Genomic DNA, 24294 nt, shown 5'->3' on the forward strand with positions numbered 1-24294 from the left:
TTCGATTCTCCTGTGGCGCATTCTTCCGCGGCAAGCTGGTCCCGCACGGCGGTCATCGCCATTGCCTGCGCCGCGCTCATCGTCACCCTGAGCATGGGCGTACGCCAGAGCTTCGGCATGTTCATGCAACCCATCGGCCGCGAGTTCGGCATAGGGCGCGAATACTTCGGCTTCGCCATCGCCGTGCAGAACCTGCTGTTCGGCCTGGCCCAGCCATTCGTCGGTGCGATCGCCGACCGCTACGGCGTTCGCCGCGTGCTGGTCGTCGGCGCGCTGGTCTATGCCGCCGGCTTGATCATGGCCGGCCTAACCCTGTCGCCGGGCGGCATCATGGCCAGCCTCGGCGTACTGGTCGGCCTGGGCCTGAGCGGAACCACCTTTGTCGTCGTGCTGACCGGCGTCGCCCGCCTGGTCAGTCCACAGCAACGCAGCATGGCCTTCGGCCTGGTCACCGCTGGCGGCTCGTTCGGCCAGTTTGCCGTGGTACCGATTGCCCAGGCCCTGATTGCCGGCTGGGACTGGCGCGGCGCGCTGTTCGGCCTGTGTGTCTTCATCCTGCTGACCATCGTCGCGGCGATCGGCATTCGCCCGCCCGTGCAAGATCCTGCCGCCGCCGTCGTCGGCGAACCGGCCGGTGGCCTGGGCAAGGCCTTGAGCGACGCCGCCGCGCATCCGCATTACTGGCTGCTCAATGCCGGTTTCTTCGTCTGCGGATTCCATATCGCGTTTATCGCCACGCATTTCCCTGCCTACCTGGTCGACCAGGGCATTGCCGCCGGTGTCGGCGCCAGCGCGCTGGCCCTGGTCGGCCTGTTCAATATCGCCGGCTCGTACCTGTTCGGGCTATGGGGCGGGCGACACAGCCGGCCGCGCTTGCTCGCCGCCTTGTACGCCGCGCGTGCCGTGGCGATTGCGATCTTCCTCGCCGTGCCGCTCAGCGGCGCCTCGGCCCTGGTATTTGCCGCCGTGTTCGGCTTCCTCTGGCTGGGCACGGTGCCGCTGACCAACGGCGCGGTCGCCAGCATGTTCGGCGTTCGATACTTATCCACTTTGTACGGCGTCGTATTCCTCAGCCATCAGGTCGGCAGCTTCGTCGGCGCCTGGGTCGCCGGCCGCCTGTACGACACTACCGGCAGCTATACGCCGATCTGGATCGCCAGCATCGCGCTGGGCCTGCTCGCCGCTGGCGTCAGCTGGCTGACCCGCGACGATGCCGTCGCTGCACGTCCGCTGCTGCGCCCGGCCGAGTCCACGCCGTGAAAACCACGCTGTCCTGGCGCCGTATCGCCTGGCTTGCCGCGCTGGCCGTCGCCGCGCTGCTGGCCGCGCTGTGGCTGCGCTGGGGCGAAACGATCTTTGCCGGACAACTGGGAGCCATGCTGTGCTGAACGATGCCGTAGCCAGGCCGCTTGCACTCGATCCACGCCAGCTTGCCGCCGGACTGGCCGAGCTGTGGTCGCCACGCGTGATCGGCGAACTCGACGATGCCTATCTCAAAGTGGCCAAGGTACAGGGCGAACTGGTCTGGCACAGCCATGACGAGCAGGACGAACTGTTCTTCGTACTGCAGGGCCGCCTGCGCCTGTGCCTGCCCGATGGCGAGGTCGAACTCGGCCCCGGCCAGCTCTACGTCGTGCCCAAGGGCGTGCGCCACCTGCCGATAGCCGAGCAGGAATGCCTGATCCTGCTGATCGAGAACAAATCCACCGCGCATACCGGCGATGTGGCCAGTGCGCAGACCCGCAGCCTGGCCGAGCAACTGCGCACGCTGTAGCTGTGCCAAAAACCCGACGACGGTTGCTATCCTGCGGCGTCCTCCGCAGGTGCCGCGACCATGCCTGTACTGCTGTTGCTGACCTTCCTGTTCGCCGCCATCGGCGTATTCGTTTTCCTTGCCCTGATGCTGATGCTGGTGATCGGCCTCAACGGCATGAGTAGCGCTGCAGCGCAGCCCTGGCTGATCGGCGTGGCACTGACGATCTTCGTCGGCTTCAACCTTCTGGCCGGACTGCTGCTCAGCGTCATTGCCAGACGCTCCGACCTGCGTGGCTGGAGCTGGCTGGCGGCGAGCTGCTGGTCGGCCCTGGCCTTCCTCGCGCAGCTCGGCCTGGCCGCGCTGTTGTGGCAGCTGGCCTGAGCACGAATGCGGCCAGGCAACACCTGTCTGCAGCGATTCCTGCCGATTGGATAAAGCACGGCGCTTGCGCATGTCGCCACGACTACGCAATGGCTATGCTTGCGCATTCCTGTCCCTACCAGGCTACGTATCCATGATCCGCTCTGCCGCCTACCTCGCCGCCCTGCTGCTGGGCGCCAATGCCGTGGCTGCTCCCGACAACCTGCGCACGCTGTCGGAACAGTCGGGCTTCAAGCGCACCGGCCGCTACGACGAGGTGATCGACCTGTGCGCACGTTTCGCCAAGAGCTTTCCCGACACGGTGAGCTGCGAGGAATTCGGCCGCACGCCGGAAGGCCGGCCGATGCTGGCCCTGGTCGCCAGCGGCAGCGGCGCACGCACGCCCGAGGCGGCGCGCGAGCGCGGCATTCCGGTCAGCCTGTTCCAGGGTGGCATTCATGCGGGCGAGATCGACGGCAAGGACGCGGGCTTCCTGCTGCTGCGCGAACTGCTGCAGGGCAAGGCCGGCAAAGGCCTGCTGGACAAGCAGGTACTGGTGTTCGTACCGGTGTTCAATATCGACGGACATGAACGCTTCGGCGCCTGGAACCGGCCGAACCAGCGCGGGCCGGAGCAGATGGGCTGGCGCACCACGGCACAGAATCTCAACCTCAATCGCGACTATCTCAAGGCCGAAACGCCGGAGATGCAGGCCATGCTGGCGCTGATGAACCGCTGGGACCCGACCGTCTATGTCGACCTGCACGTCACCGACGGGGCCAAGTTCGAGCACGACGTCTCCATCTCGGTGGAACCGCTGTATTCCGGCGACGACGAACTGCGCAAGCTCGGCCGCGAGCTGCGCGACCAGACCATCGCCAAACTGAGCAAGCAGGGTTCGCTGCCGGTCGGTTTCTATCCGTCCTTCGTGATCGGCGACGACCCTGCCTCGGGCTTTGCCGACGGCGTCGCGCCGCCGCGCTTCTCCACCGGCTATCTGCCACTGCGCAACCGCTTCGGCATGCTGGTGGAAACGCATTCGTGGAAGCCGTATCCGGTACGCGTGAAGATCACGCGCAACACCATCCTCGACGTGATGGAACTCATCGCCGAACGCGGCAAGGACTGGCACGCGGAACAGCTCACCGCGGACGAGCGCGCCGCCACGCTGGGCGGCACGGCGGTGCCGTTGGACTACAAGGCCAGCGACAAGGCGCGCGAGGTCGAATTCCGCGGCTACGCCTATACGCGCACGCCGTCGGAGGTTTCCGGCGCGCTGATGACGCGCTACGACGAACGCAAACCGCAAGTGTGGAAAGTGCCGCTGCGCGACGATGTACAGCCTAATGCGACAGTCGAGGCGCCCAAGGGCGGTTACCTGGTGCCGGTTGCCTGGGCCGCCCGCGTAGTGCCCACGCTGGAACTGCACGGCGTCAGCTACAAGCGCCTCGCCACCGCCCTGCCGCGCCAGGCGCTGGAAACCTTCCGCGCCAGCGCGACCAGCTTCAGCGGACAGCCGGTGGAAGGCCATGACCGCGCCACGCTACAAGGCAGCTGGCAGGACGAAACCCGCGATCTCGCCGCCGGCGCCGTCTACATTCCGCTGGCGCAGGCGCGCTCGCGCATCGTCGTCGCCCTGCTGGAACCACAGGCGCCCGACTCGCTCGCCGCCTGGGGCCAGTTCAATGCCGCTTTCGAGCAAAAGGAATATATGGAGGAATATGTCGCCGAGGACGTGGCGCGCGAACAGCTCAAACGCGATCCGCAACTCGCCGCCGAATTCCAGCGCAAGCTCGCCACCGAACCCGATTTCGTCAGGAACGCCGCCGCGCGCCTGCAATTCTTCGCCCGGCGGCATGCGTCCTGGGACGAGCAGTTCAACCTGTATCCGGTATTCCGCCTGCAGCGCGCGCCGGAATAAGCGACCCGGCAGCGGCGGCGGCGATGGATTCGCCGCTGCTCAGCAGGATGCGTATTTCCAGTTGCGCGACTTGCCCTCGGCGATCCATTCCAGCGCCTGGGCCAGGCGCCTGGCGCGGGTTTCCTCGCGCTTGGCTTCGCTCAGCCATTCGATGTATTCGCGCCGGTTCGACGGGCTGAAGGCATCGAACACGGCCGCGGCCTTGCGGTTCTTCTTCAGCGCGGCGGCCAGGTCGTCGGGTATCCGGGCCGCGGGCTTGGGCGCTTTCTTGCTGCCGGCGCCGGGTTTGGTATCCGTTTCGTTGAGCTGCATGGCCTGTTTCAGATAGCCGGCCAGCAGTTTCTTGCCCGGCGCATCCTTGAGCGAGGTAATGCGGCCGAAATCGCCCATGGCCTCGGCGCTGGACGTCTCGCCGAACAGCAGCGGCCATTTCCAGAAACCGAATGCGCAATGCTGCTTGAACGCGGCCATGGAACAGAACATGCCGTGATACATGAAGTGTGGAAAGCCCCATTTGATGGTTTCTTCCACCGCCGGACAGTACTGGAGCACCGTCTCGCGCAGGTATTCCAGGATGGGCCGGGCGAACTCGGCCGACTTGGCGATATAGGCATCGATGCGCGGATCGCGCGTTCCCATGGAGCTACCCTCCCCTTGCCGCTTCAGCCCAGCAGGTCAGCCTCTTCCGGGTGACGTTCGAACCAGACCTGCGCATACGAGCACAGCGGTGCCACCTTCCAGCCATTGGCCCGCGCCGCCGCCACCGCCGCGGCGGTGAGCTGGGCAGCGATGCCGCGGCCGCCGACTTCGCCTGGCACGCCGGTATGTACGATGGCCATGCGCTGGCCTTCCAGGCGGTAGTCCAGCACACAGCGGAAGCCGTCGACCAGGGTGTGGAAGCGCTGCGCAGCGGTGTCGTGTTCGATCGCGAAATCCATGGCGGGCTCCATTGCAGGTGCTGGAAAACTACACCGGCACGTCCCTGAGGGACAACCCGGCGCCCGCCGAGCACATTCCGTAAACAGACTCGGCAGCTACACTTGCACGCATGACCATTCCCGCGTGTCCGCCCCCGCTGCTGGCGCTCTCTCCCTGGCGCCGCATGGCCGAGCAGGCTTTCAGCCGTGCCGCCGGTGCGCCGCTCATCGGCGGCAACGACGTCGATCTGCTGATCGATGCCGCCGTGCACTTCGATGCCTGGGAGGCGTCGATAGGCCGTGCACAAAAAAACGTATTTCTGGAAAATTACATCATCCGCAACGACGCCGTCGGGCGGCGCATCCGCGATGCCCTGGTCGCCCGCGCCCAGGACGGCGTGACCGTCTGCGTGGTACGCGACTGGATGGGCTGCCTGGGCAGCGACGGCGGCGGCTTCTGGCAGCCGCTGCTGGCCGCCGGCGGCGAAGTACGTTCGTACAACCCGCCACGGCTGGACAGCCTGCTCGGCTGGATCAGCCGCGATCACCGCAAACTGCTGGTGATCGACAATGCCGAGGCCTATATCACCGGCGTCTGCCTGTCGGAGAAATGGCTGGGCGATGCCAAGAAAAAAATGCCGCCCTGGCGCGATACCGGCGTGCGCCTGCGCGGCCCGGCCGTGGCCGAACTGGTGCACGCATTTGCCGAATTGTGGTCGCAGCTCGGCAAGCCGCTGGCGGCGGAGCTGCTGCAAAGCTCGGGCGCCGAGGCCGGCCAGGTCGACGTGCGCGTCATCGCCACCCAGCCCAGCACGGCCGGCCTGTTCCGCCTGGACCAGCTGATCTGTGCCATGGCACGGCAACGCCTGTGGCTGGCCGATGCGTATTTCGTCGGCTTGCCGCCCTACGTGCAGGCTCTGTCGGCAGCCTCGCGCGACGGCGTCGACGTGCGCCTGCTGGTGCCGGGCACCAGCGATATTCCGGCGGTGGCGCGCATGTCCCAGGCTGGCTACCGGCCGCTGCTGGAAGCCGGCATCCGCGTGTTCGAATGGAACGGCTCGATGATGCACGCCAAGACCGCGGTCGCCGATTCGCGCTGGGCACGCGTGGGTTCCAGCAATCTGAACATCGCCAGCTGGATGGGCAATTGCGAGATCGACCTGGCGGTGGAAGACCGCGATTTTGCCGCGCAGATGGAACAGCAGTATCTGGCCGACCTGGACAACGCCACCGAGATCGTGCTGAAGAAGCGCAAAGTGCACAAAATAGCAGAAGCCGGCGGCCGCCATGCCGGCGGCAGTTCCAGCCGCGCGGCGGCCGGCATGATGCGCATCGCCCACAGCGTCGGCGCGGCGCTGGGCAATCAGCGCGTACTCGGCCAGGCCGAGGCCACCTCGCTGCCCTGGATCGCCCTGAGCCTGCTGGCGCTGACCGCGCTGGGCCTGCGCTGGCCGGTGCTGCTGGCCTGGCCGGCGGCGCTGGTCGCGGGTTTTGTCGGCATCAGCCTGCTCTGCCGCTACGTGCATTCGCGCCGGCGCAATCACGCCGGCTCGAAAAAATAGCCGAACTACATTTCTGCACCGGCGAAATCGAATTCGAAATCGCGCAGCCAGTCGCAGACCACGGCGCCGTTGGCATAGTGCGCACCGCTGCGCAGCAGTTCGCTGAAATCGCCCATGTCGGCCACGCCAGTGGCGATGACGATCTTGCCCAGCGCACGCACCGTGGCGAAGCGCGAGGCCACGCCGGCCCAGGGCGAATGCTTGTCGCTGCCACCAGCCGGGCGTTCGAAGCGCACGACGCTGAACGCCGCATGCGTCAACCAGCGCTGGGCACGTTCCGACTCGTCGTCAGCGCGCAGGCAGAAGCGCGCACCGACCCGCTGCAAGGCTTCGATCGCAGCGTCGCCGGGCAGTTGCTCGCACAGGTCGGCGATGGAGAACTCCAGCGCCACCGCCGCCGCCGGCACACCCTGGGTGCGCAGCTCGGTCGCCAGCCACGGCGCGAACGCCGGGTCCAGCAGCGACTCGGCGGTCAGCGGCAGGAACAGGCGCAGCTCGCCCAGCTCTTCCTGGTGCGCATGCAGCTGGCGCAGGGCCAGCCGCACGATGCGCTTGTCCACCTGGCTGGCCAGGCCCAGGTCGCGCGCCAGCGGCAGGTATTCGTCGGCGGAAATCAGAATGCCGTGCGAACTGCGCGGCGGCTTGAGCTGCATGCGCGCCAGATATTGGTGGCCGAGATTGCCCGCCAGTGCTACCAGCGGCTGGTATTCGAGCACGGAATTGCTCGGATCGGCGGGCGTACGCAGGATGGCGCGCACCAGGCGCACGCGCGGGTCTTCGCTGGCGACGTTCGGATCGCGCAGGTCCAGTGCGATGCCGTTGCCGCCGTTGCCCTGCACTTGCAAAGCCTGCTGGCGCACGCGCCGGATCAGGCTTTCGGCGCGCTCCGCCGGCCCGCTGATGCGCTGTGCCGCCAGGCTGAAACCCAGCCGCAGCGGATCGTCGGCCGACAGCCATGTCCGCGCAGCCAGGCGCTGGCGCGCCTGTTCCAGCGCTTCGCGCAAAGCCAGCTCGTCGTGGCGCTGGGCCAGCGCCAGGAATGCATATTCGCCGTAGGCACAGAGCGGCCGCGCAAACGGCAATTCCGCCGCAATGGCCGAGGCCAGCTGCTGGCCCAGGGTGCCGGCCGTGACGAAGCCTATGCGTTCGCGTACCGATTCGATCTCGTCCACGCCGATAAACACCAGCGCCGCGCAGGCTTCGCTGCCGGCCTCCGCCAGGTTCTGCAATTCCTGCAGAAAAACATCGCGGCCCGACAAGGTGCCGCGCCGTTCGCCCCGGGCCGAGCCCTCGCTCGCGCTGAGCGTTCGCGCACGGCGCACGCGGCTTTCCACTGTCATGAGCAGATGGCGCGGCTTCACCGGCTTGGTCAGGAAATCGTCGCCGCCCATGGAAATGGCGTCGAAGCGCCGGTCCAGGTCCTGCTCGCCGGAGAGGAATACCACCGGCAGGAAGGCGCAGCCAGGTTCGGTGCGGATGGTCTGGGCGACTTCGATGCCGTTGCCGTCGGGCAGATAGAAATCCAGCAGCACCAGGTCGGGATGGAAGGCGTGCAGTGACTCGATCACGCCAGCGGCGTTGGCGCAGACCTCGGTGACGATGCCGCGATGGTGCAGCACCGATTCGCAGAACTTGGCCTGGGCCGGATCGTCTTCCACCACCAGCACGCGGTAGCCCAGGCTGCGGCGCTGCTCCAGCATCTCTTCGATACGCGCCAGGATCGCCACTGCGTCACGCGTGGACACGACCGCATCGGCACCGGCACGCTGGGCATACAGCACCCGCGCCAGATCTCCGCCTTCGGACAGCACCAGGCAGACCGGCGGATCGCTGCGGTCGCGTGCCCGCGCGAACGCTTCCAGCACGCCATGCAGCTGCGGCACGAAGGCATCGTCGATCACCAGCACATCGGGCGCGCTTTCGCTCATCGCCAGTATCAGCGGCGCAATGTCTTCGAACGGACGCACCAGGAAACGCTGCGCCCCCAGCGTCGGCGCCAGCGCCTCAATGCTGCGCGCAGCACTGGACAGGTAATGCACCAGTCCGCGCGCATGGCTGGCCGCGGCGCGCTTGGCCGCACGCGGCGCCGGCCGCTCGGCGGCGGTAGTGGCGGGCCGGCCGAGGTTGTCGACCATGCCGGCCAGTGCCTGGCGCTGCGCGCTGCTGGGAATCACCCCATTTTCGACAAAGGAACAGAGGAACACGATCAGTTCCAGCGTCAGCGCGGCAATCTCGCCGAGATCCTGCGCGTCGGCTTCGGCGTTGATCTTCTCCAGCTCCTCGTGCAGCAGGCTGGCCTTGGCGCCGTCCCAGCCGCCGCCGAGGTTTTCGCGCCAGCCGCCGACAAAAGTATCCAGGCGCTGCCGCAGTGCGCGTTCGCCGGCCGGCACCTGATTCGCCTCGGCCACGCTCGTGGTTGCTGCCATTTTCGTTATGACCCCTGATGTCATGTCCCACTATAACCAGTGCGGTGGCGTATCTGCAGCCTGGTTACCGCTTGGCACAAACCGGCCGGGCCGCTGCGGGCACGGCAGTGCGCGCCGTTGCCGCAACCGGCGGGCGCACCTACACTGCCGGCCCGTCCGGCCCGGTGCCGGCACTGCTGCCTGGACCGATGTCCGAAGACCGCGTCGAGTATTCCCTGGGCCGCGACGTGTTGACGCCTTCGCAGCTGACCCGGCGCGCGCGCGATCTGCTCGAAGACGAATTCGGCCTGATCTGGCTGGCCGGCGAGCTGTCCAACTTCGCCCGCCCCGCCTCGGGCCATCTGTATTTCAGTCTCAAGGACGGCGGCGCCCAGGTGCGCTGCGCCATGTTCAAGCCCAAGAGCAGCCTGCTGCGCTTCCGCCCTGCCGACGGCATGCAGGTGCTGGCGCGGGCACGTGTGTCGCTGTACGAAGCGCGCGGTGAATTCCAGCTCATCGTCGAACACCTGGAAGAAGCCGGCGAAGGCGCGCTGCAGCGCGAGTTCGAACGGCTCAAGGCATTGCTGGCGGCGCAAGGCCTGTTCGCCAGCGAGCGCAAGCGGCCGCTGCCATCGCACCCGCGCCGTCTCGCCGTGATCACTTCGGCCTCGGGCGCGGCCGTGCGCGACGTGCTCAGCGTGCTCGGCCGGCGCTATCCGCTGCTGCAGGTCGACGTCGTGCCCGTGCCGGTACAAGGCAAGGAAGCGCCGCCGGCCATCGTGCTGGCGCTCAAGCGCGTTGCTGCGGCGGCGCGCCATGACGTGATCCTGCTCACTCGCGGCGGTGGCTCCATCGAAGACCTGTGGGCCTTCAACGACGAAGCCGTGGCCCGCGCCATCCATGCCAGTGCGATACCGGTGGTCTCGGCCATCGGCCACGAAATCGACTTCACCATCGCCGACTTCGTCGCCGATCTGCGCGCGCCGACTCCGTCGGCCGCGGCGGAACTGCTGGTACCCGATGCGCTGGAAATCCGCCGCGCGCTGGAACAGCGCGCAGGCCGGCTGCAACTGCTGCTGCAGCGGCGTCTGCAGCGGCACCAGCAGCAGCTCGATCGCCTGCTGGCCCAGTTGCAGGCACGCAGTCCTGCCGCGCGTCTGCAACTGGGCCGCAGCCGGCTCGACGGCCTGCAGCTACGCCTGGCCCACGCGCTGGCGCGCAGCCAGCAGCGCACCCGTTCGCGCCTGGACACGCTGCAGGCAGGCCTGTTGCGCCAGCATCCACGGGAACGCCTGCAGCGCCTGCGCCTGGCACTGGCCAACCGGCAGCAATTGCTGCAGAGCAGCCTGCGCGCCCGGCTGGATGCGCGCCAGGGCCAGCTGGCGCAGCTGGCGCGTGCACTGCATGCGATCAGCCCGCTGGCGGTACTCGGTCGCGGCTATGCCCTGCTGCAGGATCCGGCCAGCGGCCGCATCGTGCGTACGCCGTCCGATACGACAGCCGGCCAGCTGCTGCGCGCCCGTCTCGCCGACGGCGAACTGAACGTCCGCGTCGAAGGCTGAAGCCGACGCAATTCATCGCAGGGCGCCAGCGGCGAACAGCACCGCGGTATCGCCAGGGCACGCATTGACCGCTATCGGGGCGGGGCACAGAATCGCCCCTCCACCGAAGGAGCGGGCGATGAAAGCATCCGATCTGTTCGTCAAGGCGTTGGAAGCCGAGGGCGTGGAATACGTCTTCGGCATTCCCGGCGAGGAAAACCTCGACCTGCTCGAATCGCTGCGCCAGTCCTCGATCAAGCTGGTGCTGACCCGGCACGAACAGGCCGCCGGCTTCATGGCCGCGACCTACGGCCGCCTGACCGGCCGCGCCGGCGTCTGCCTCGCCACGCTGGGGCCGGGCGCAACCAACCTGGTCACGCCAGCCGCCTATGCCAACCTCGGCGGCATGCCCATGCTGATGATCACCGGGCAGAAGCCGGTGAAACTGTCCAAACAAGGACATTTCCAGATTGTCGACGTGGTCGACATGATGAAGCCGCTGACCAAGTACACGCGCCAGATCGTCTCGGCCGACAACATTCCGGCCCGGGTGCGCGAAAGCTTCCGCCGCGCCGAGGAAGAACGCCCGGGCGCCTCGCACCTGGAACTGCCCGAGGACATCGCCCGCGACGACACCGACGCGATCGTGATTCCCGCCAGCTACCACCGCCGCCCCATCGCGGACGAAAAAGCCGTCGCGCATGCGGCCAACGCCATCCGCCAGGCACGGCGCCCGCTGCTGATGGTCGGCGCCGGCGCCAACCGCAAGACCTGCGCCAAGATGCTGCGCGCCTTTATCGACCATAGCGGCATTCCGTTCTTCACCACGCAGATGGGCAAGGGCGTCATCGACGAAGATCATCCGCTGTGGCTGGGCAATGCCGCGCTGAGCGATGGCGATTTCGTCCACCGCGCGATCGAGCAGGCCGACTGCATCGTCAACTGCGGCCACGACGTGATCGAGAAGCCGCCGTTCTTCATGCGCCGCGGCAAGCGCACGGTGATCCATATCAACTTCTCCGGCGCCGAAGTCGACACGGTCTACTTTCCGCAGATCGAAGTCGTCGGCGACGTAGCCAACACGATCTGGCAGCTGACCCAGGCGCTGGAGCGCCAGCCGCACTGGGACTTCAGCTGGTTCGACACGGTACGCCAGCACCTGGAGAAACACCTGGACCAGGGCGCCAGCGACGCGCGCTTCCCCATCTATCCGGTGCGCCTGGTCGCCGACACACGCCGGGTGATGCCCGACAGCGGCATTCTCTGCCTCGACAACGGCATGTATAAATTGTGGTATGCGCGCTATTACCGCTGCCGCCAGCCCAATACACTGCTGCTGGATAACGCCCTGGCGACCATGGGCGCCGGCCTGCCCTCGGCCATCGCCGCCAAGATCGTGCATCCGCAACGCAAGGTGGTAGCGGTGGTCGGCGACGGCGGGTTCATGATGAACTCGCAGGAACTGGAAACCGCCGTGCGGCTGAAACTCGACCTGACGGTGCTGCTGCTGCGCGACGATGCCTACGGCATGATCAAGTGGAAACAGGCACATATGGAATTTCCCAATTTCGGCATGGACATGGGCAACCCGGATTTCGTGCGCTATGCGGAATCCTACGGCGCCCACGGCCACCGGCCCGCCTCCAGCGACGAATTCGCCGTGTTACTGCAGCATTGCCTGGATACGCCGGGCGTGCATCTGATCGACGTACCCATCGACTATTCCGACAACGACCGCGTGCTCAATCGCGAGATCCGCGAGCTGAGCCAGGCGATCTGATTCCGCCGTCTGTTCGGGCCGGCCAGGCAACCTGGCCGGCTTGGTAGCGCCCCTGCAGGAGACCGCCGTGCTCGCCGAAACCTATCCGTATTACTTGGCCAACAAGGCCGTCGCCGCCAATACCGATCTGGAAGTCACCGACAAATTCAGCGGCAAGGTCGCCACGCGCGTCGCCCTGGCCGATGCCAAGGCCATCGACGCGGCGATTGCCGCGGCGGTACAGGCACAGGAACCGCTGCGGCGTTTCGCGCCCTACCAGCGCCAGGCGGTGCTGGAGCATTGCATTCAGCGCTTTCGCGAACGTGCCGAGGAAATGGCCGTGGCGCTGTGCATCGAAGCCGGCAAGCCGATCAAGGATTCCCGCGGCGAAGTGGCCCGCCTGATCGATACCTTCAAAGTGGCTGCGGAAGAATCGCTGCGCATCGACGGCGAGACCATCAATCTGGAAATCTCCGCACGGGCGCGCGGCTATCGCGGTTTTTCCAAGCGCGTGCCGATCGGGCCCTGCTCGTTCATCTCGCCGTTCAATTTCCCGCTCAACCTGGCGGCACACAAGGTGGCGCCGGCCATCGCCGCAGGCTGCCCCTTCGTGCTGAAGCCGGCCAGCCGCACGCCCATCGGCGCGCTGATCATCGGCGAAGTGCTGGCCGAAACCGACCTGCCTGCCGGCGCTTTCTCTATCCTGCCGGCGCACCGCGACGGCGCCGACCTGTTCACCACCGACGAGCGCTTCAAGCTGCTGTCATTCACTGGCTCGCCCGGCGTGGGCTGGGATCTGAAGGCGCGCGCAGGCAAGAAGAAAGTCGTGCTGGAGCTTGGCGGCAACGCCGCCTGCATCGTCGATGCAGACCAGCGCGACCGCCTCGACTTCGTCGTCGAGCGCCTGGTATTCGGTGCGTTCTACCAATCGGGACAAAGCTGCATCAGCGTGCAGCGCATCCTCGCCCATGACGATCTCTACGACGAACTGCGCGATCGCCTGGTGGCCAAGGTCAAGTCGCTCAAGAGCGGCGACCCGCGCGCCGAAGATACCTTCATCGGACCGATGATCGACGTGAAGGAAGCGCAGCGGCTGCAGGGCTGGATCGACGAGGCGGTCAAGGCCGGCGCCCGGCTGCTCTGCGGCGGCAGCCGCGACGGCGCCATGCTGCAGCCGGCCGTGCTGGAAAATGTCGACGCGAAGCAGTCGGTATCGTGCATGGAAGCCTTCGGCCCGGTCGTGCTGCTGCAGCGCTGGAACGATTTCGACGCCGCGCTGGCCTCGGTCAACGACAGCGATTTCGGCCTGCAGGCCGGGCTTTTCAGCTACGACCTGCGCAAGACCCTGCGCGCCTGGGACGTGCTCGAAGTCGGCGGCGTCATCGTCGGCGACGTGCCGAGCTTCCGCGTCGACAACATGCCTTACGGCGGCGTGAAGGACTCGGGCCTGGGCCGCGAAGGCATACGCTATGCGATCGAAGACATGACGGAACTGCGCCTGCTCGTGGTACGTGACGCCTGAGCCGCGCATGGCGACGGTGCAATTCGCTGCGCTCATCGCCCCCTTCCCACGCACACCTCGCAGGGCGCGATGAGCGCAGCGGATTGCGCCGCCGGTGCCAGCCCTTGCGTAGCCGCCGCCACGTGCGCCACCGCGGCTGGCCATTGCGATACCAGCTACGATCGCTCGGCACCTGGCGGGAAAACCGCGGCCGGACCGGCATTCCATGCAGCCGGTCACGACCGGTCGCGGCCACGGTGGCTATTGTGCGTGCTAGCCCGCGAATCACGGAACCCCGCCATGCGCCGCCTGATCCTGCTTGCCCTTGCCGCCGCCACTTCCGGCGCCGCGCAGGCGCAAACGCCCGCTTTTCCGTTTCCGCAACATGTGCACTATGCAGCCGGTAGCATCAGGCCCAGTCACCGCAGCCAGGCCCAGCTGGACCAGGACGTGCGCGATGCCTATGCGCGCTGGAAGACAGCGTACTTGCGCGCCGCCGGCACCGACGGCAGCGGCAATCCACGTTACCGCGTGCTGTGCAATACCGACGGCAACGGCAATACCGTGTCGGAAGGACAAGGCTACGGTCTGGTCATCGTCAGCCTGATGGCCGGCAGCGAAGCCGATGCGGCAACGATAGCGGCCGGGCTGTGGCGCTATGTCGACGCGCACCGCAGCGGCATCGACAATCGCCTGATGAGCTGGAATATCAGCGCCGCCGGCCAGGCCCAGCAAGGCAATGACAGCGCCTTCGACGGGGACAACGATATTGCGCTGGGCCTGCTGCTGGCGGCGAAGCAATGGCCCAGCGGCGCTGCCATCGATTTCCGCGCCAAGGCGCTGGACATGCTGGCCGGCCAGGCAGCTTCGGTGATGGGCCCGGCTTCGCACCTGCCGCTGCTGGGCGACTGGGTGTCGCCCGACGACGCCACCTACAACCAGTACAGCGTGCGCCCGTCGGATTTCATGCCGGCGCATTTCTATAATTTTGCCGCCGCACACACGGTTCCGATCTGGCAACAGGCCGTCGCCGCGACGACGGCGGCAGTGGAACACCTGCAGACCACTTATGCGCCGGCAACCGGACTGCTGCCGGATTTCACCGTGCGCGAAAGCGCCGGCTCCAGCCAGCTGAAGCCGGCGGCCGCGAATTTCCTCGAAGGGCCGCACGACGGCCACTACAACTACAACGCCGGCCGCGTGCCCTGGCGCCTGGCCACGCACGCACTGCTGCACGACGACGCCAATGCCGCGCGCCAGGCCCGGCGCATCTCGCTATGGGCGGCCAGTTCCAGCGGCGGCGTGGCGACGAATATCCGGCCAGGCTATCTGCTCGACGGCACGCCGATCGCGACCAACTACTTCAGCAGCTTCTTTGCCGCGCCTATCGGCGTGGCAGCGATGGTGACGCCGTCGCAGCAGAGCTGGCTCAACGCGGTCTACGAGAGCGTGCGTACGCGCCAGGAAGGCTATTACGAAGACAGCGTGGCCTTGCTGGCCTTGATGACCATGGCCGGAACCTACTGGGATCCGATCGCGATCGATCGCATTTTCGCCGACGGCGTGCAACGCATTACGCCCTGAGGCGTAGCAGTCGCGGCGCCGTCGAACGGATTCAGGCGCCGTCGGCCGAGTTGCCGCTGGCAGCGGCGACGACGTTGCTGAGCGCCGCGGCAGCGGCGCGATCGGCAGCATCGGGTACGACGACAATGGTCGGCAAGGTGACGATGCCGCTGTCGTGCGGCGTGCCCGCGCCCGGCTGCGGCAGCGACGGCGTGAACAGCCCGATCACCGCGAAACCGAAAGCAGCGGCACAGGTGGCCGCGAACTTGGACGGCAAGGTGGAAGAAGACAGGACGTTATAGTTAGACATGGCGATACTCCAGGGGGACGTGTGTTGCGCTTGCCCTCACTTGGATGAGCATCGATAGCAAACGGTTGCGTTGCGGCGACCCAACTCATGGCATACATCGCACTGCTCGGCGCACGCGGCGCAGCGCCCATGACCTTCGGCCTACATGCGTTGACGGCAGGCCGGCGGCGATGCCCGAATCGCGCAAACGGCGCCAGGACTGCACGCCAGGGATTGCTGCTAGTCGTAGGGTGCAATGAGCGCAGCGAATTGCACCATCGCGGTCTGCGGCTTGCCGCGCCGCACGGGATCTCGCGGCGCAATTCGCGTTCGTTCATCGCGCCCTACGGGTGCACGCATGGCTTGCCGTTCAGGCGGGATGCCTGACCTGCCCTTCCCCTCGCACCACGTAGCGCTCGATCGTCAGCGATTCCGCGCCCATGGGCCCATAGGCGTGCAGTCGCGTGGTGGAGATGCCGATCTCCGCGCCCAGGCCCAGCTCGCCGCCGTCGCTGAAGCGCGACGAGGCATTGATCATGATCACAGCCGAGCGCAAGGCCTGGGTAAAGCGCCGCGCATTACCTTCGTCGCGCGTGGCGATGACTTCGGTGTGATCGGAACCGTAGCGGCGGATATGCGCGATGGCCTCCTCCACATCGGCGACGACGCACACGGCGATGACGAGGTCGAGGAACTCTGCCGCGTAGTCGTCCTCGCTGGCCGGCGCGAGGCCGGCGACGATGGCACGGCTTCGTTCGCAGCCGCGCATCTCGACGCCGCGCGCGTGCAGCGCTGCGGCAGCCGCGGGCAGGAACTGCGCCGCCGCAGCTTCATGCACCAGCAGCGTTTCCAGCGCATTGCACACGCCGGGCCGCGTGGTCTTGCCGTCGATCAGCAGGCGCAGTGCGAGTTCGGGGTCGGCGCTCGCATCGACAAACAGATGGCAGACACCTTTGTAATGCTTGATCAGCGGCACGCGCGCATGCTCGGCAACGAAACGGATCAGGCCTTCGCCGCCACGAGGAATGGCCAGATCGACAATATCGGTGAGCTGCAGCAATTCGATCATGCTTTCCCGGCGCGTATCTGCCAGCACGCTGACCGCTGCTGCCGGCACGCCGCAGGCTTCCAGGCCCTCGCCTATCGCCTGCGCGATCGCGCGATTGGACTGCTGCGCCTCGGAGCCGCCACGCAGGATGACGGCATTGCCGGCCTTGAGGCATAGCGCCGCCGCGTCGGCGGTCACGTTGGGCCTGGCCTCATAGATCATCGCGATCAGGCCGAGCGGAACGCGCACGCGCTCGATCAGCAAACCGTTGGGGCGCTGTTCGCGCCGCGTCACCTGGCCGACCGGATCGGGCAAGGCGATGACCGTGCGCATGCCCAGCACCATGTCCTGCACACGTTTGCTGTCCAGGCGCAGGCGGTCGAGCATCGCGCCGGAAATGCCGCGCTCCTGCGCCGCGGCCATGTCCTGCGCATTGGCCGCAAGGATCGAATCCTGCGCGGCAGCAATGCTCGCCGCGATGGCTTCGAGCAGGCTGTTGCGCGCCGCCGTGTCCATTTCCGCCAGCTGCTGCGCCGCCACGCGCGCGGCCAATGCCTGTTCCTTCACGCCGATGCTCAAGGGTTCGCTCCTGCGGTGGCGACCAGATCGTCGCGGTGTACGACGGTTTCGCCGTAGCTGTAGCCGAGCAGTCCTTCGATCTCGGCCGATTTGCGTCCGGCAATGCGGCGCACTTCGCCGGCGGCGTACTGGCTGATGCCGCGGGCGATGCTCGATGCCTGCTCATTGAGCATTGTCTCGATTTCCACCATGTCGCCCCGGGCGAATTCGCCCGAGACACCGACAATGCCGCCGGGCAGCAGCGAGGCGCCGCCGCTTTGCAAGGCCCTGGCCGCACCTGCGTCGACGCGAATGCGTCCACCTGCCAGCGGCGCATGCCTGAGCCAGTATTTGCGCGCATGCAGGCGGGTTTCGCCGGCACGGAAGCGCGTACCGCGCAGGCGATCGGCGGCGAGCAGGCGCATGGCCTGCGCATCGGTGCCGTTGAACAGCACCGTGCCTATGCCTGCGGTGGCGGCCTTGGTCGCCGCTTCGAGCTTGGTCAGCATGCCGCCGGTACCGACGCTGCTGCCGGCGCCGCCCGCCATGGCCAGTACCTGCGGCGTCACTGCGGCCACGTCGTCGATGGCCTGCGCGGCCGGGTCGCTGCGCGGATTGGCTGAGTACAGGCCGTCGATGTCGGTGGCGATGAGCAGCAGGTCGGCATCGACCAGGGCAGCAACGATGGCAGCGAGATTGTCGTTGTCGCCGAGCTTGAGCTCGTCCACGGCAACGGTGTCGTTTTCGTTCACCACCGGCAAGGCGCCAAGACTGAGCAGCTCGCGCAAGGTCGCCCGCGCATTCAGGTAGCGGCGACGATTGCGCAGGTCGTCGTGGGTCAGCAGCACTTGCGCCACGGGACGGTCGAAAAAACGCTGCCACAGCGCAACGACCGTGGTCTGGCCTATCGCCGCCAGCGCCTGGCGCGCAGCCAGGCCATGCGCGGCTTCGGGCTGCGCGCGCACCAGCGCGCGGCCGGCAGCGACCGCACCGGAAGAGACCAGCACCACTTCGCGCCCTGCCCTGTGGCTGGACGCGATGAATTCGGCCAGGCCCAGCGCATGGCGCGTGCTCAGGCCGCCGCCGTTGGCGGCGAGCAGACTGCTGCCGACCTTGAGCACGGCGCGGCGCCAGCGCGGCAGTTCCTGTTCGCTATGGCGGCTGGTGCTCATGTCGCCACGGCCAGCGCCTGCCAGCGACGCTCCAGTTCGTCCAGGCGCAGATCGGCTGCGCCGCCCGGCGATACGCGCGCATCCAGGCTGCCCTGCGGCGTGCGTCCCTCGCCGGAACTGGCCGCGGTTTCGGCGGCACGCCGGTAGGCCTCGCGGAACGGCACGCCGGCGGCGGCCTGCTCTATCGCGACATCGGTCGCGTACATGCTCGGTTCGATCGCCGCGAGCATGCTGCTTTCGTTCCACTCCAGCGCACGCAACAGGCCCGGCAACAATGCCAGCGCACCCAGGCCGCGTCCGAAGCCGTGCACGATGGAACCCTTGGAGAACTGCAGGTCGCGCTGATAGCCGGAAGGCAGCGAAAGCAACTGTTCCACTTCGCAGCGTGCCGCGGCGACGGCGGCATAGCTGGCGCGCATCAGTTCCACCACGTCGGGATTGCGCTTGTTCGGCATGATGGACGAGCCCGTGGTATAGGCCGCCGGCAGATGCACGAAGCCGTACTCGGCCGTGGTGAACAGGCTCAGATCCCAGGCCAGCCGGCGCAGATCCAGCAGTGCCGAGGCCAGCGCATCCAGCGCCGCCAGTTCGAACTTGCCGCGCGACAGCTGGGCGTAGACCGGGGATACCTGCAGGCGCGCGAAGCCCAGCGCCGCGGTGGTGAAATCGCGGTCCAGCGGCAGGTTCACGCCGTAGCCGGCAGCCGTGCCCAGCGGATTCGCGTCGATCAGCCCGCGCGTATCCTGGGCACGGCGCGCATCGTCGATCAGCGCCTCGGCAAAGCCCGCAAACCACATCGCCGTGGACGACACCACGGCACGCTGCAGATGCGTATAGCCCGGCATGGGCAATGCCTCGCTGGCCGCGCGGTCGAGGCAGACGCGGGCCGCAGCGGTGCAATGGGCGATCAGTTCGTCCAGCCTGGCCTTGAGCCACAGGCGCGAGGCCACCAGCACCTGGTCGTTGCGGCTGCGGCCGGTATGTACCTTGCGTCCGGCGTCGCCAAGGCGTTCGATCAGGCGCGCCTCGATGGCCGAATGGCCGTCCTCGTAGCGCGCATCGAGTACGAAGGCGCCACTGCGGAAATCCGCCGCCAGCGCATCGAGTTCGCGCAGCAGGCCGGCGCACTCGTCGGCACCGAGCAGGCCGATGCGTTCGAGTCCCTGCACATGTGCCTGGCTGGCCTGCACATCGTGCAGGAACAGCTCGCGGTCCAGCAGCACGTCATCGCCGGCCAGGAACTGCATGATGCGCGGATCGACTTCCACGCCATCCTTGTGCCACAACAATCCACTCATGCCTGTGCTCCGTCGGCCAGCACCGGAATGCCGTCGAATTCGGCAAAGCCCAGCACGATATTCAGATTCTGCAGCGCCTGGGTCGCCGCGCCCTTGAGCAGGTTGTCCAGCGTCGCCACCACGACGACGCGCTTGCCGCCGGGCGCCAGCGCGAACGCACCGATCTCGCAATGATGACGGCCGGCGATGCGGCTGACCCAGGGCGCATCGTCCAGCAGCCGCAGCAGCGGTTCGCCCGCATAGTGCTCGGCGTAGCGCGCGCGGATCGCATCGCGCGTCCGCGCCTGCTGCAGCCACAGGTTCGCGGTCAGCGTGATGCCGCGGAAATGCGGCGCCACATGTGGCATGAACTCGACCGGAAAACCCAGCTGCTCGCTGACTTCGCGCTCGTGCACATGGCCGGTCAGCGAATACGGCATCAGGTTGTCGCGCAGCTTGTCCACGTCGTTCTTGTCCGACGGCGTGGTACCGGCGCCGGAATAGCCCGATACGCCAAAACAGCTCGGCGGCCCGGCCAGCAGTTCCTTCAGGGGTGCAATGGCCAGTTGCATCGCGGTCGCATAGCAGCCGGGATTGCTGATGCGGCGCTGGCCCTGGTAATTCGCCCGGGTCAGCTCCGGCAGGCCGTAATACCAGCTGCGGTCGAAGCGGTAGTCGGCGGAAAGATCCACAATGACACGTTGCGGTGCAGCTGCGTCTATCGCCGCGACATACGGCGCGGCCTTGCCGTTGGGCAGGGCCAGCACTACCGCGTCGGCTGCCTGCTGCGCCGCGGCTTCAGCATCGAGATTGGCGTAGCACAACTCGCCGTCGAAGCCCGCCACGCTGTCGGCCACGCGCCGGCCTTCCAGTTCACGCGAGGAAACGAAAGCCAGTTCCAGCCCGGGGTGGCCGGCAATCAGGCGGATCAGCTCGGCCCCGGTATGGCCGCGCGCGCCGATGATACCTACGCTCTTGCTCATGCGGTCAGCCGATCAGGGTTGCGGGGCGGTCGCTGCAATGCGCGACGCAGCGGGCGATGGTGTCGAAGCCGTCCAGGCCGTACCAGAACACTTTCCACTTCTCCTGTTTGTAGCAACCGTCGGACTCGGCATAGTAGAACGGGTTGACCAGGTTGCCGTGGCGCGAACGCCAGAACAGACTGGGGTTTTCCTCGCGCATGACCTGCCACACCGCCCGGCCCAGGCCTTCGCCCTGGGCCTCGTCCAGCACAGCGAATTTGTCCAGGTAGGTCAGGCCCTGCTCTTCGGTCAGGATTACCGCGGCACGGTAGTTTTCGCTGACGTAGACGCGGAACGGCTGCGTGCGCTCGAAATAGTCGGCCACCAGGGTACGGCCGAAGCTCGATTCGATCAGCCCGCGCAGGCGCTGCCGGTCGATGCCCTCCCAGGCCGTGAAACGCAGTACTTTCTCGCCGCGCCGGATCAGCGTGCCCGAACCCTTGTGGGTGAACAGTTCCTTGGCCAGTTCGGCCGGCCGCGTGATCGAGACCGACGAGGCCAGCGGCAGGTTCTGCAGCAGATCCTTGATCTGTTCGATCTTCAGGCGCATGCCGCCATTGATCCAGGGCTGGCTCATCAGATGATCGTATTCGGTGGACAGGTTGATCGAATCGATCACGCGGCCGTCGCCGTCGAGCAGGCCGCCGGTGCCGGTGAGGAAAATGATCTTGTACGGCTGCAGCACCTGCACCAGTTCGTTCGCGGCGAAATCGGCATTGATGTTGAGGATCTGTCCACCCGGCGTTTCGCCCAGGCTGGCGATGACCGGAATCGAGCCGGCATTCAGGCTGGCTTCGATCGGCGCCAGGTTGACCGCCTGCACTTCGCCGACCAGGGCCAGGCGCGCCTGATCGAGATAGCGCGATTCGAACACGCCGCCGACGATGGACGTGGCGCGCACGTCCAAAGCCTGCAGCGATTCCACCAGGCGCAGATTTTCGGTCTGCATCACCCGGCGCACGATGGCCAGCGCTTCGGGCGGCGTCACGCGCAGGCCGTCGACGGTCTGCTTGACGATGCCGGCGGCGGCCAGCTGTTCGTCCAGCTGCGGGCCGGCGCCGTGTACCACGATGGGCGTAAGGCCGACTTCCTGCAGGAACGCCAGCGACGAGGTCAGCGCTTCCAGATCGTCGCGCAGCACCGCGCCGCCGACCTTGACCACGGCAAAGCGCTTGGCGTCGAGCTGGGAGAAACGCTTCAGGTATTGGTGGATCTCCTTCGCGCTGGCCATGCTGGACAGCAGGCGCACGATGGTCTGGCGAACATCCTTAGCGGGAGCCATGGGCAATTATCCGTACGTAGCTTTCTGCAACTTGCTGCAATTGACCCAAGGCCACCCACTCGTCGGCGCTATGTGCCTGGGCAATGTCGCCGGGACCGTAGACCAGGCTGGTGAGGCCGGCAGCGGAAAACAGCGCCGCTTCGGTCCAGAAATCCACCGCATTGCCGATCGGCAGGCCGAGTTCGTCGGCGACGTCGCGCGCGGCCAGGCGGCGTGTTTCCGCCTGGGCGGTATCGCCGGCCGGCAGCGAGGCGCCGAAGAAGGTCGGCTCGAATTCCGCCGGCAAGGCCGGGCCCAGGCTCTGCAGGGTTTCCATCAGCTCTTCGGTGGCCATGGTCGGCAGCGGACGGAAGCCGATGCGCACCTCGCACGAGGGTGCGATCACGTTCGCCTTGATGCCGCCTTCGACCCGGCCGATATTGAAACGCAGGCCGGTAAGACCGCCGAAACGGTGATGGCTCAGGGATTCTGCATAAGCCAGCGCGCGCTCGCCCCAGCGCAACGCCTGATGCACGGCGCTGTCGCTCGCCGCATTGGCGCCGGAAGCATGTCCGGCCTTGCCGGCGAAACGCAGGCGCACCGAACTGATGCCCCGATGCGCCAGCACAGCCTCGGCCTGGGTCGGCTCGGCCACGAGTACCGCTTCGTAGTCGCGCGGCTGGGCCAGGAATGCAGCGATGCAGCGCGCGTCGTTGGCTTCCTCGTCAGAGGAAAACAGGAAGGCGCAATCGCCGTCGACAGCGTTGGCGGCGGCAAGCATGGCCGCTGCCGCGCCCTTGATGTCGCAGGCGCCCATGCCGATGGCGCGGTCGGCGGTCACCAGCAGGTCGAAGGGGTCGCGCGTCCAGGTCGGTGTCGCCGGCACAGTATCCAGATGCACATTGATCAGAAAGCGCGGTTTTCCACGCACCGAATACAGGCTGACCGCGCCGGCGCCGTGGTCGCGCAGCTCGTGGCGGAAACCCGGCAGCTGCGCCTGCAGATAATCGAAAATGCCGTCCGTGCCGATGCGTCGCGGCGGGTTCTGCGTGTCGTAGGACACCAGCGCGCGCAGATGGCGCAGGCAGGCGTCGAGCAGTGCATGGCCGGTGCTCACGAACGGTTGACCTCGGCCCACAGCGTGGAACTCATGCCGTACAGGCGGATGAAACCCTCGGCTTCGGCCACGCCCCAGTCGGCCGATTGCGCATAGGTGGCGCCCTTGGCGTTGAGGATGTGCGGCGATTCGATCGCCACGGCATGGACCAGGCCGCCGCTGGTTTCCAGCGTCACCGTGCCGTTGACACAGGACTGGCTGGAGGCAAGAAAGGCTTCCAGATCGCGCTTGAGCGGGTCGTGGTAGAAGCCTTCGTAGACCAGTTCCACCCAGCGCCGCGCCACCTCGGGCTTGAAGCGGTTCTGATGCCGCGTCAGCACGGTTTCTTCCAGCGCACGGTGCGCCGACAACAGCGCGATCAGGCCCGGCGCCTCGAAGATGATGCGTCCTTTCAGGCCGATGGTGGTGTCGCCGGTATAGATGCCGCGGCCGACACCGTAATGCGCCAGCGCAGCGTTGAGCCGGGCGAGGATGACATGGCCGGCCATGCGCTCGCCGTCGAGCGCCACCGCCTCGCCCTGTTCGAAACGGATCTGCAGGCGCAAGGGCTGTGCCGGCCAGTCCTTGCGCGGCGCACACCAGCCGCGCGCGCCCTCGCCCGGTGCCTGCCAGCGGTCGATCTCGCCGCCGGACATGGTCAGGCCGAGCAGGTTTTCGTTGATCGTATAGCTCTTCTGCTTGGCGCGTACTTCGAAGCCGCGCTGTTCCAGGTAGGCCTGTTCGTAGGCGCGTACTTCCTTGTGCTCGCGCTGGATCTCACGGATGGGAGCGAGGATTTCGTAGTCGCCCAGCGCCTTCACCGCCAGGTCGAAACGCACCTGATCATTGCCCATGCCGGTGCAGCCGTGGGCGATCAGCCGCGTGCCGATTTCTGCGCAGCGCTTGAGCGCCGCTTCGACGATGAGATAGCGGTCGGACACCAGCAGCGGGTACTGGCCCTGGTAGCCCTCGCCCGCCCAGACAAAAGGCTTGACGAAACCCGACCATATGGATGGGCCGCCGTCGACGGTGACATGACTGGCCGCCCCCAGCTCGGCCGCACGCGCCTCGATATAGGCGCGTTCTTCCGCATCGACACCGCCGGTGTCGGCGAAAACGCTATGTACGGCATAGCCGCGCTCCTGCAGATAGGGGATGCAGAAGCTGGTGTCTAGGCCGCCGGAAAAGGCGAGCACGACGTCCTTGCTGGCGGCGCTGGAAGATTCTGACATGGGAAATTTCCGCAAAGTTGTCAAGTAAATAATGGAAATCGGACGGCGGACCGC

General features: G+C 66.9%; 21 protein-coding genes. 10 read left to right on the forward strand and 11 right to left on the reverse strand.

Going from position 1 to position 24294, the window contains the following annotated elements; all coding sequences use genetic code 11:
* Nucleotides 1-12 precede the first annotated feature (12 nt).
* The 5 genes from DFR29_RS18575 to DFR29_RS18590 all read left to right on the forward strand — a co-directional run bounded on the left by DFR29_RS18575 (nt 13) and on the right by DFR29_RS18590 (nt 4037).
* Nucleotides 13-1260: an MFS transporter gene (locus tag DFR29_RS18575; protein WP_208113647.1), complete on the forward strand. Its 1248-nt coding sequence runs from the start codon at nt 13-15 to the stop codon at nt 1258-1260.
* On the forward strand, nt 1257-1388 hold the full coding sequence (locus DFR29_RS30345) for a hypothetical protein (RefSeq protein WP_279571526.1): 132 nt from the start codon (nt 1257-1259) through the stop codon (nt 1386-1388). The genes DFR29_RS18575 and DFR29_RS30345 overlap by 4 nt, the downstream gene beginning before the upstream one ends.
* Nucleotides 1382-1774 (forward strand): cupin domain-containing protein, encoded by a 393-nt coding sequence (locus DFR29_RS18580; protein ID WP_243746105.1) that lies wholly within the window; start codon nt 1382-1384, stop codon nt 1772-1774. Before DFR29_RS30345 ends, DFR29_RS18580 begins: the two co-directional genes overlap by 7 nt.
* A gap of 60 nt (nt 1775-1834) precedes the next feature.
* On the forward strand, nt 1835-2137 hold the full coding sequence (locus DFR29_RS18585) for a hypothetical protein (protein ID WP_133820132.1): 303 nt from the start codon (nt 1835-1837) through the stop codon (nt 2135-2137).
* Between the two features lie 133 nt (nt 2138-2270).
* Nucleotides 2271-4037, forward strand: a complete 1767-nt coding sequence (locus DFR29_RS18590) for a M14 family metallopeptidase (RefSeq protein WP_133820133.1) — start codon at nt 2271-2273, stop codon at nt 4035-4037.
* A gap of 39 nt (nt 4038-4076) precedes the next feature.
* Here the strand turns inward: DFR29_RS18590 and DFR29_RS18595 are convergent, their stop codons facing one another.
* Together DFR29_RS18595 and DFR29_RS18600 are read right to left on the reverse strand one after the other, a co-directional pair.
* Complete coding sequence (locus DFR29_RS18595; RefSeq protein ID WP_133820134.1) at nt 4077-4676, reverse strand: YdeI/OmpD-associated family protein; 600 nt, start codon at nt 4674-4676, stop codon at nt 4077-4079.
* A 23-nt stretch (nt 4677-4699) separates the two neighbouring features.
* Complete coding sequence (locus DFR29_RS18600) at nt 4700-4975, reverse strand: GNAT family N-acetyltransferase (RefSeq protein WP_133820135.1); 276 nt, start codon at nt 4973-4975, stop codon at nt 4700-4702.
* Nucleotides 4976-5085: 110 nt separating this feature from the next.
* On the opposite strand from DFR29_RS18600, the gene DFR29_RS18605 reads away from it, so the two are divergent.
* Nucleotides 5086-6516, forward strand: coding sequence for a phospholipase D-like domain-containing protein (locus DFR29_RS18605; protein WP_133820136.1), 1431 nt, complete (start codon nt 5086-5088; stop codon nt 6514-6516).
* A gap of 5 nt (nt 6517-6521) precedes the next feature.
* Here DFR29_RS18605 and DFR29_RS18610 read toward each other — a convergent pair whose 3' ends face one another.
* Complete coding sequence (locus DFR29_RS18610; RefSeq protein ID WP_166654195.1) at nt 6522-8942, reverse strand: response regulator; 2421 nt, start codon at nt 8940-8942, stop codon at nt 6522-6524.
* Nucleotides 8943-9130: 188 nt separating this feature from the next.
* On the opposite strand from DFR29_RS18610, the gene xseA reads away from it, so the two are divergent.
* The 4 genes from xseA (at nt 9131) to DFR29_RS18630 (ending at nt 15306) form a co-directional block, all read left to right on the forward strand.
* Nucleotides 9131-10483, forward strand: coding sequence for an exodeoxyribonuclease VII large subunit (gene xseA, locus DFR29_RS18615; RefSeq protein WP_133820251.1), 1353 nt, complete (start codon nt 9131-9133; stop codon nt 10481-10483).
* A gap of 118 nt (nt 10484-10601) precedes the next feature.
* Nucleotides 10602-12242, forward strand: a complete 1641-nt coding sequence (locus DFR29_RS18620; RefSeq protein ID WP_133820138.1) for an acetolactate synthase large subunit — start codon at nt 10602-10604, stop codon at nt 12240-12242.
* Between the two features lie 67 nt (nt 12243-12309).
* On the forward strand, nt 12310-13743 hold the full coding sequence (locus DFR29_RS18625) for an aldehyde dehydrogenase family protein (RefSeq protein ID WP_133820139.1): 1434 nt from the start codon (nt 12310-12312) through the stop codon (nt 13741-13743).
* 279 nt (nt 13744-14022) lie between these two features.
* Nucleotides 14023-15306, forward strand: coding sequence for a glycosyl hydrolase family 8 (locus DFR29_RS18630; protein ID WP_166654196.1), 1284 nt, complete (start codon nt 14023-14025; stop codon nt 15304-15306).
* A 31-nt stretch (nt 15307-15337) separates the two neighbouring features.
* Here DFR29_RS18630 and DFR29_RS18635 read toward each other — a convergent pair whose 3' ends face one another.
* The 8 genes from DFR29_RS18635 to DFR29_RS18670 form a co-directional block, all read right to left on the reverse strand.
* Nucleotides 15338-15595 carry a hypothetical protein gene (locus DFR29_RS18635; RefSeq protein WP_133820141.1) on the reverse strand — a complete coding sequence of 86 codons (258 nt, stop codon included), beginning with the start codon at nt 15593-15595 and terminating at the stop codon, nt 15338-15340.
* A gap of 349 nt (nt 15596-15944) precedes the next feature.
* Nucleotides 15945-17201: a glutamate-5-semialdehyde dehydrogenase gene (locus DFR29_RS18640; protein ID WP_341829860.1), complete on the reverse strand. Its 1257-nt coding sequence runs from the start codon at nt 17199-17201 to the stop codon at nt 15945-15947.
* The gene (proB, locus tag DFR29_RS18645; protein WP_133820142.1) at nt 17198-18352 is read right to left on the reverse strand and encodes a glutamate 5-kinase; all 1155 of its coding nucleotides are present in this window, start codon (nt 18350-18352) and stop codon (nt 17198-17200) included. The genes DFR29_RS18640 and proB overlap by 4 nt, the downstream gene beginning before the upstream one ends.
* Entirely contained in the window at nt 18349-19650 is a 1302-nt protein-coding gene (locus tag DFR29_RS18650; protein ID WP_133820143.1) for an argininosuccinate lyase, read from the reverse strand. The genes proB and DFR29_RS18650 overlap by 4 nt, the downstream gene beginning before the upstream one ends.
* Complete coding sequence (gene argC, locus DFR29_RS18655) at nt 19647-20612, reverse strand: N-acetyl-gamma-glutamyl-phosphate reductase (protein WP_133820144.1); 966 nt, start codon at nt 20610-20612, stop codon at nt 19647-19649. The genes DFR29_RS18650 and argC overlap by 4 nt, the downstream gene beginning before the upstream one ends.
* A 4-nt stretch (nt 20613-20616) precedes the next feature.
* On the reverse strand, nt 20617-21933 hold the full coding sequence (locus DFR29_RS18660) for an acetylglutamate kinase (protein WP_133820145.1): 1317 nt from the start codon (nt 21931-21933) through the stop codon (nt 20617-20619).
* Entirely contained in the window at nt 21920-23029 is a 1110-nt protein-coding gene (locus DFR29_RS18665) for an acetylornithine deacetylase (protein WP_243746106.1), read from the reverse strand. The genes DFR29_RS18660 and DFR29_RS18665 overlap by 14 nt, the downstream gene beginning before the upstream one ends.
* On the reverse strand, nt 23026-24240 hold the full coding sequence (locus DFR29_RS18670) for an argininosuccinate synthase (protein ID WP_133820146.1): 1215 nt from the start codon (nt 24238-24240) through the stop codon (nt 23026-23028). Before DFR29_RS18670 ends, DFR29_RS18665 begins: the two co-directional genes overlap by 4 nt.
* Nucleotides 24241-24294 lie beyond the last annotated feature (54 nt).

Origin of the sequence: Tahibacter aquaticus, from assembly GCF_004363655.1 — a bacterium.
Classification (GTDB): domain Bacteria; phylum Pseudomonadota; class Gammaproteobacteria; order Xanthomonadales; family Rhodanobacteraceae; genus Tahibacter; species Tahibacter aquaticus.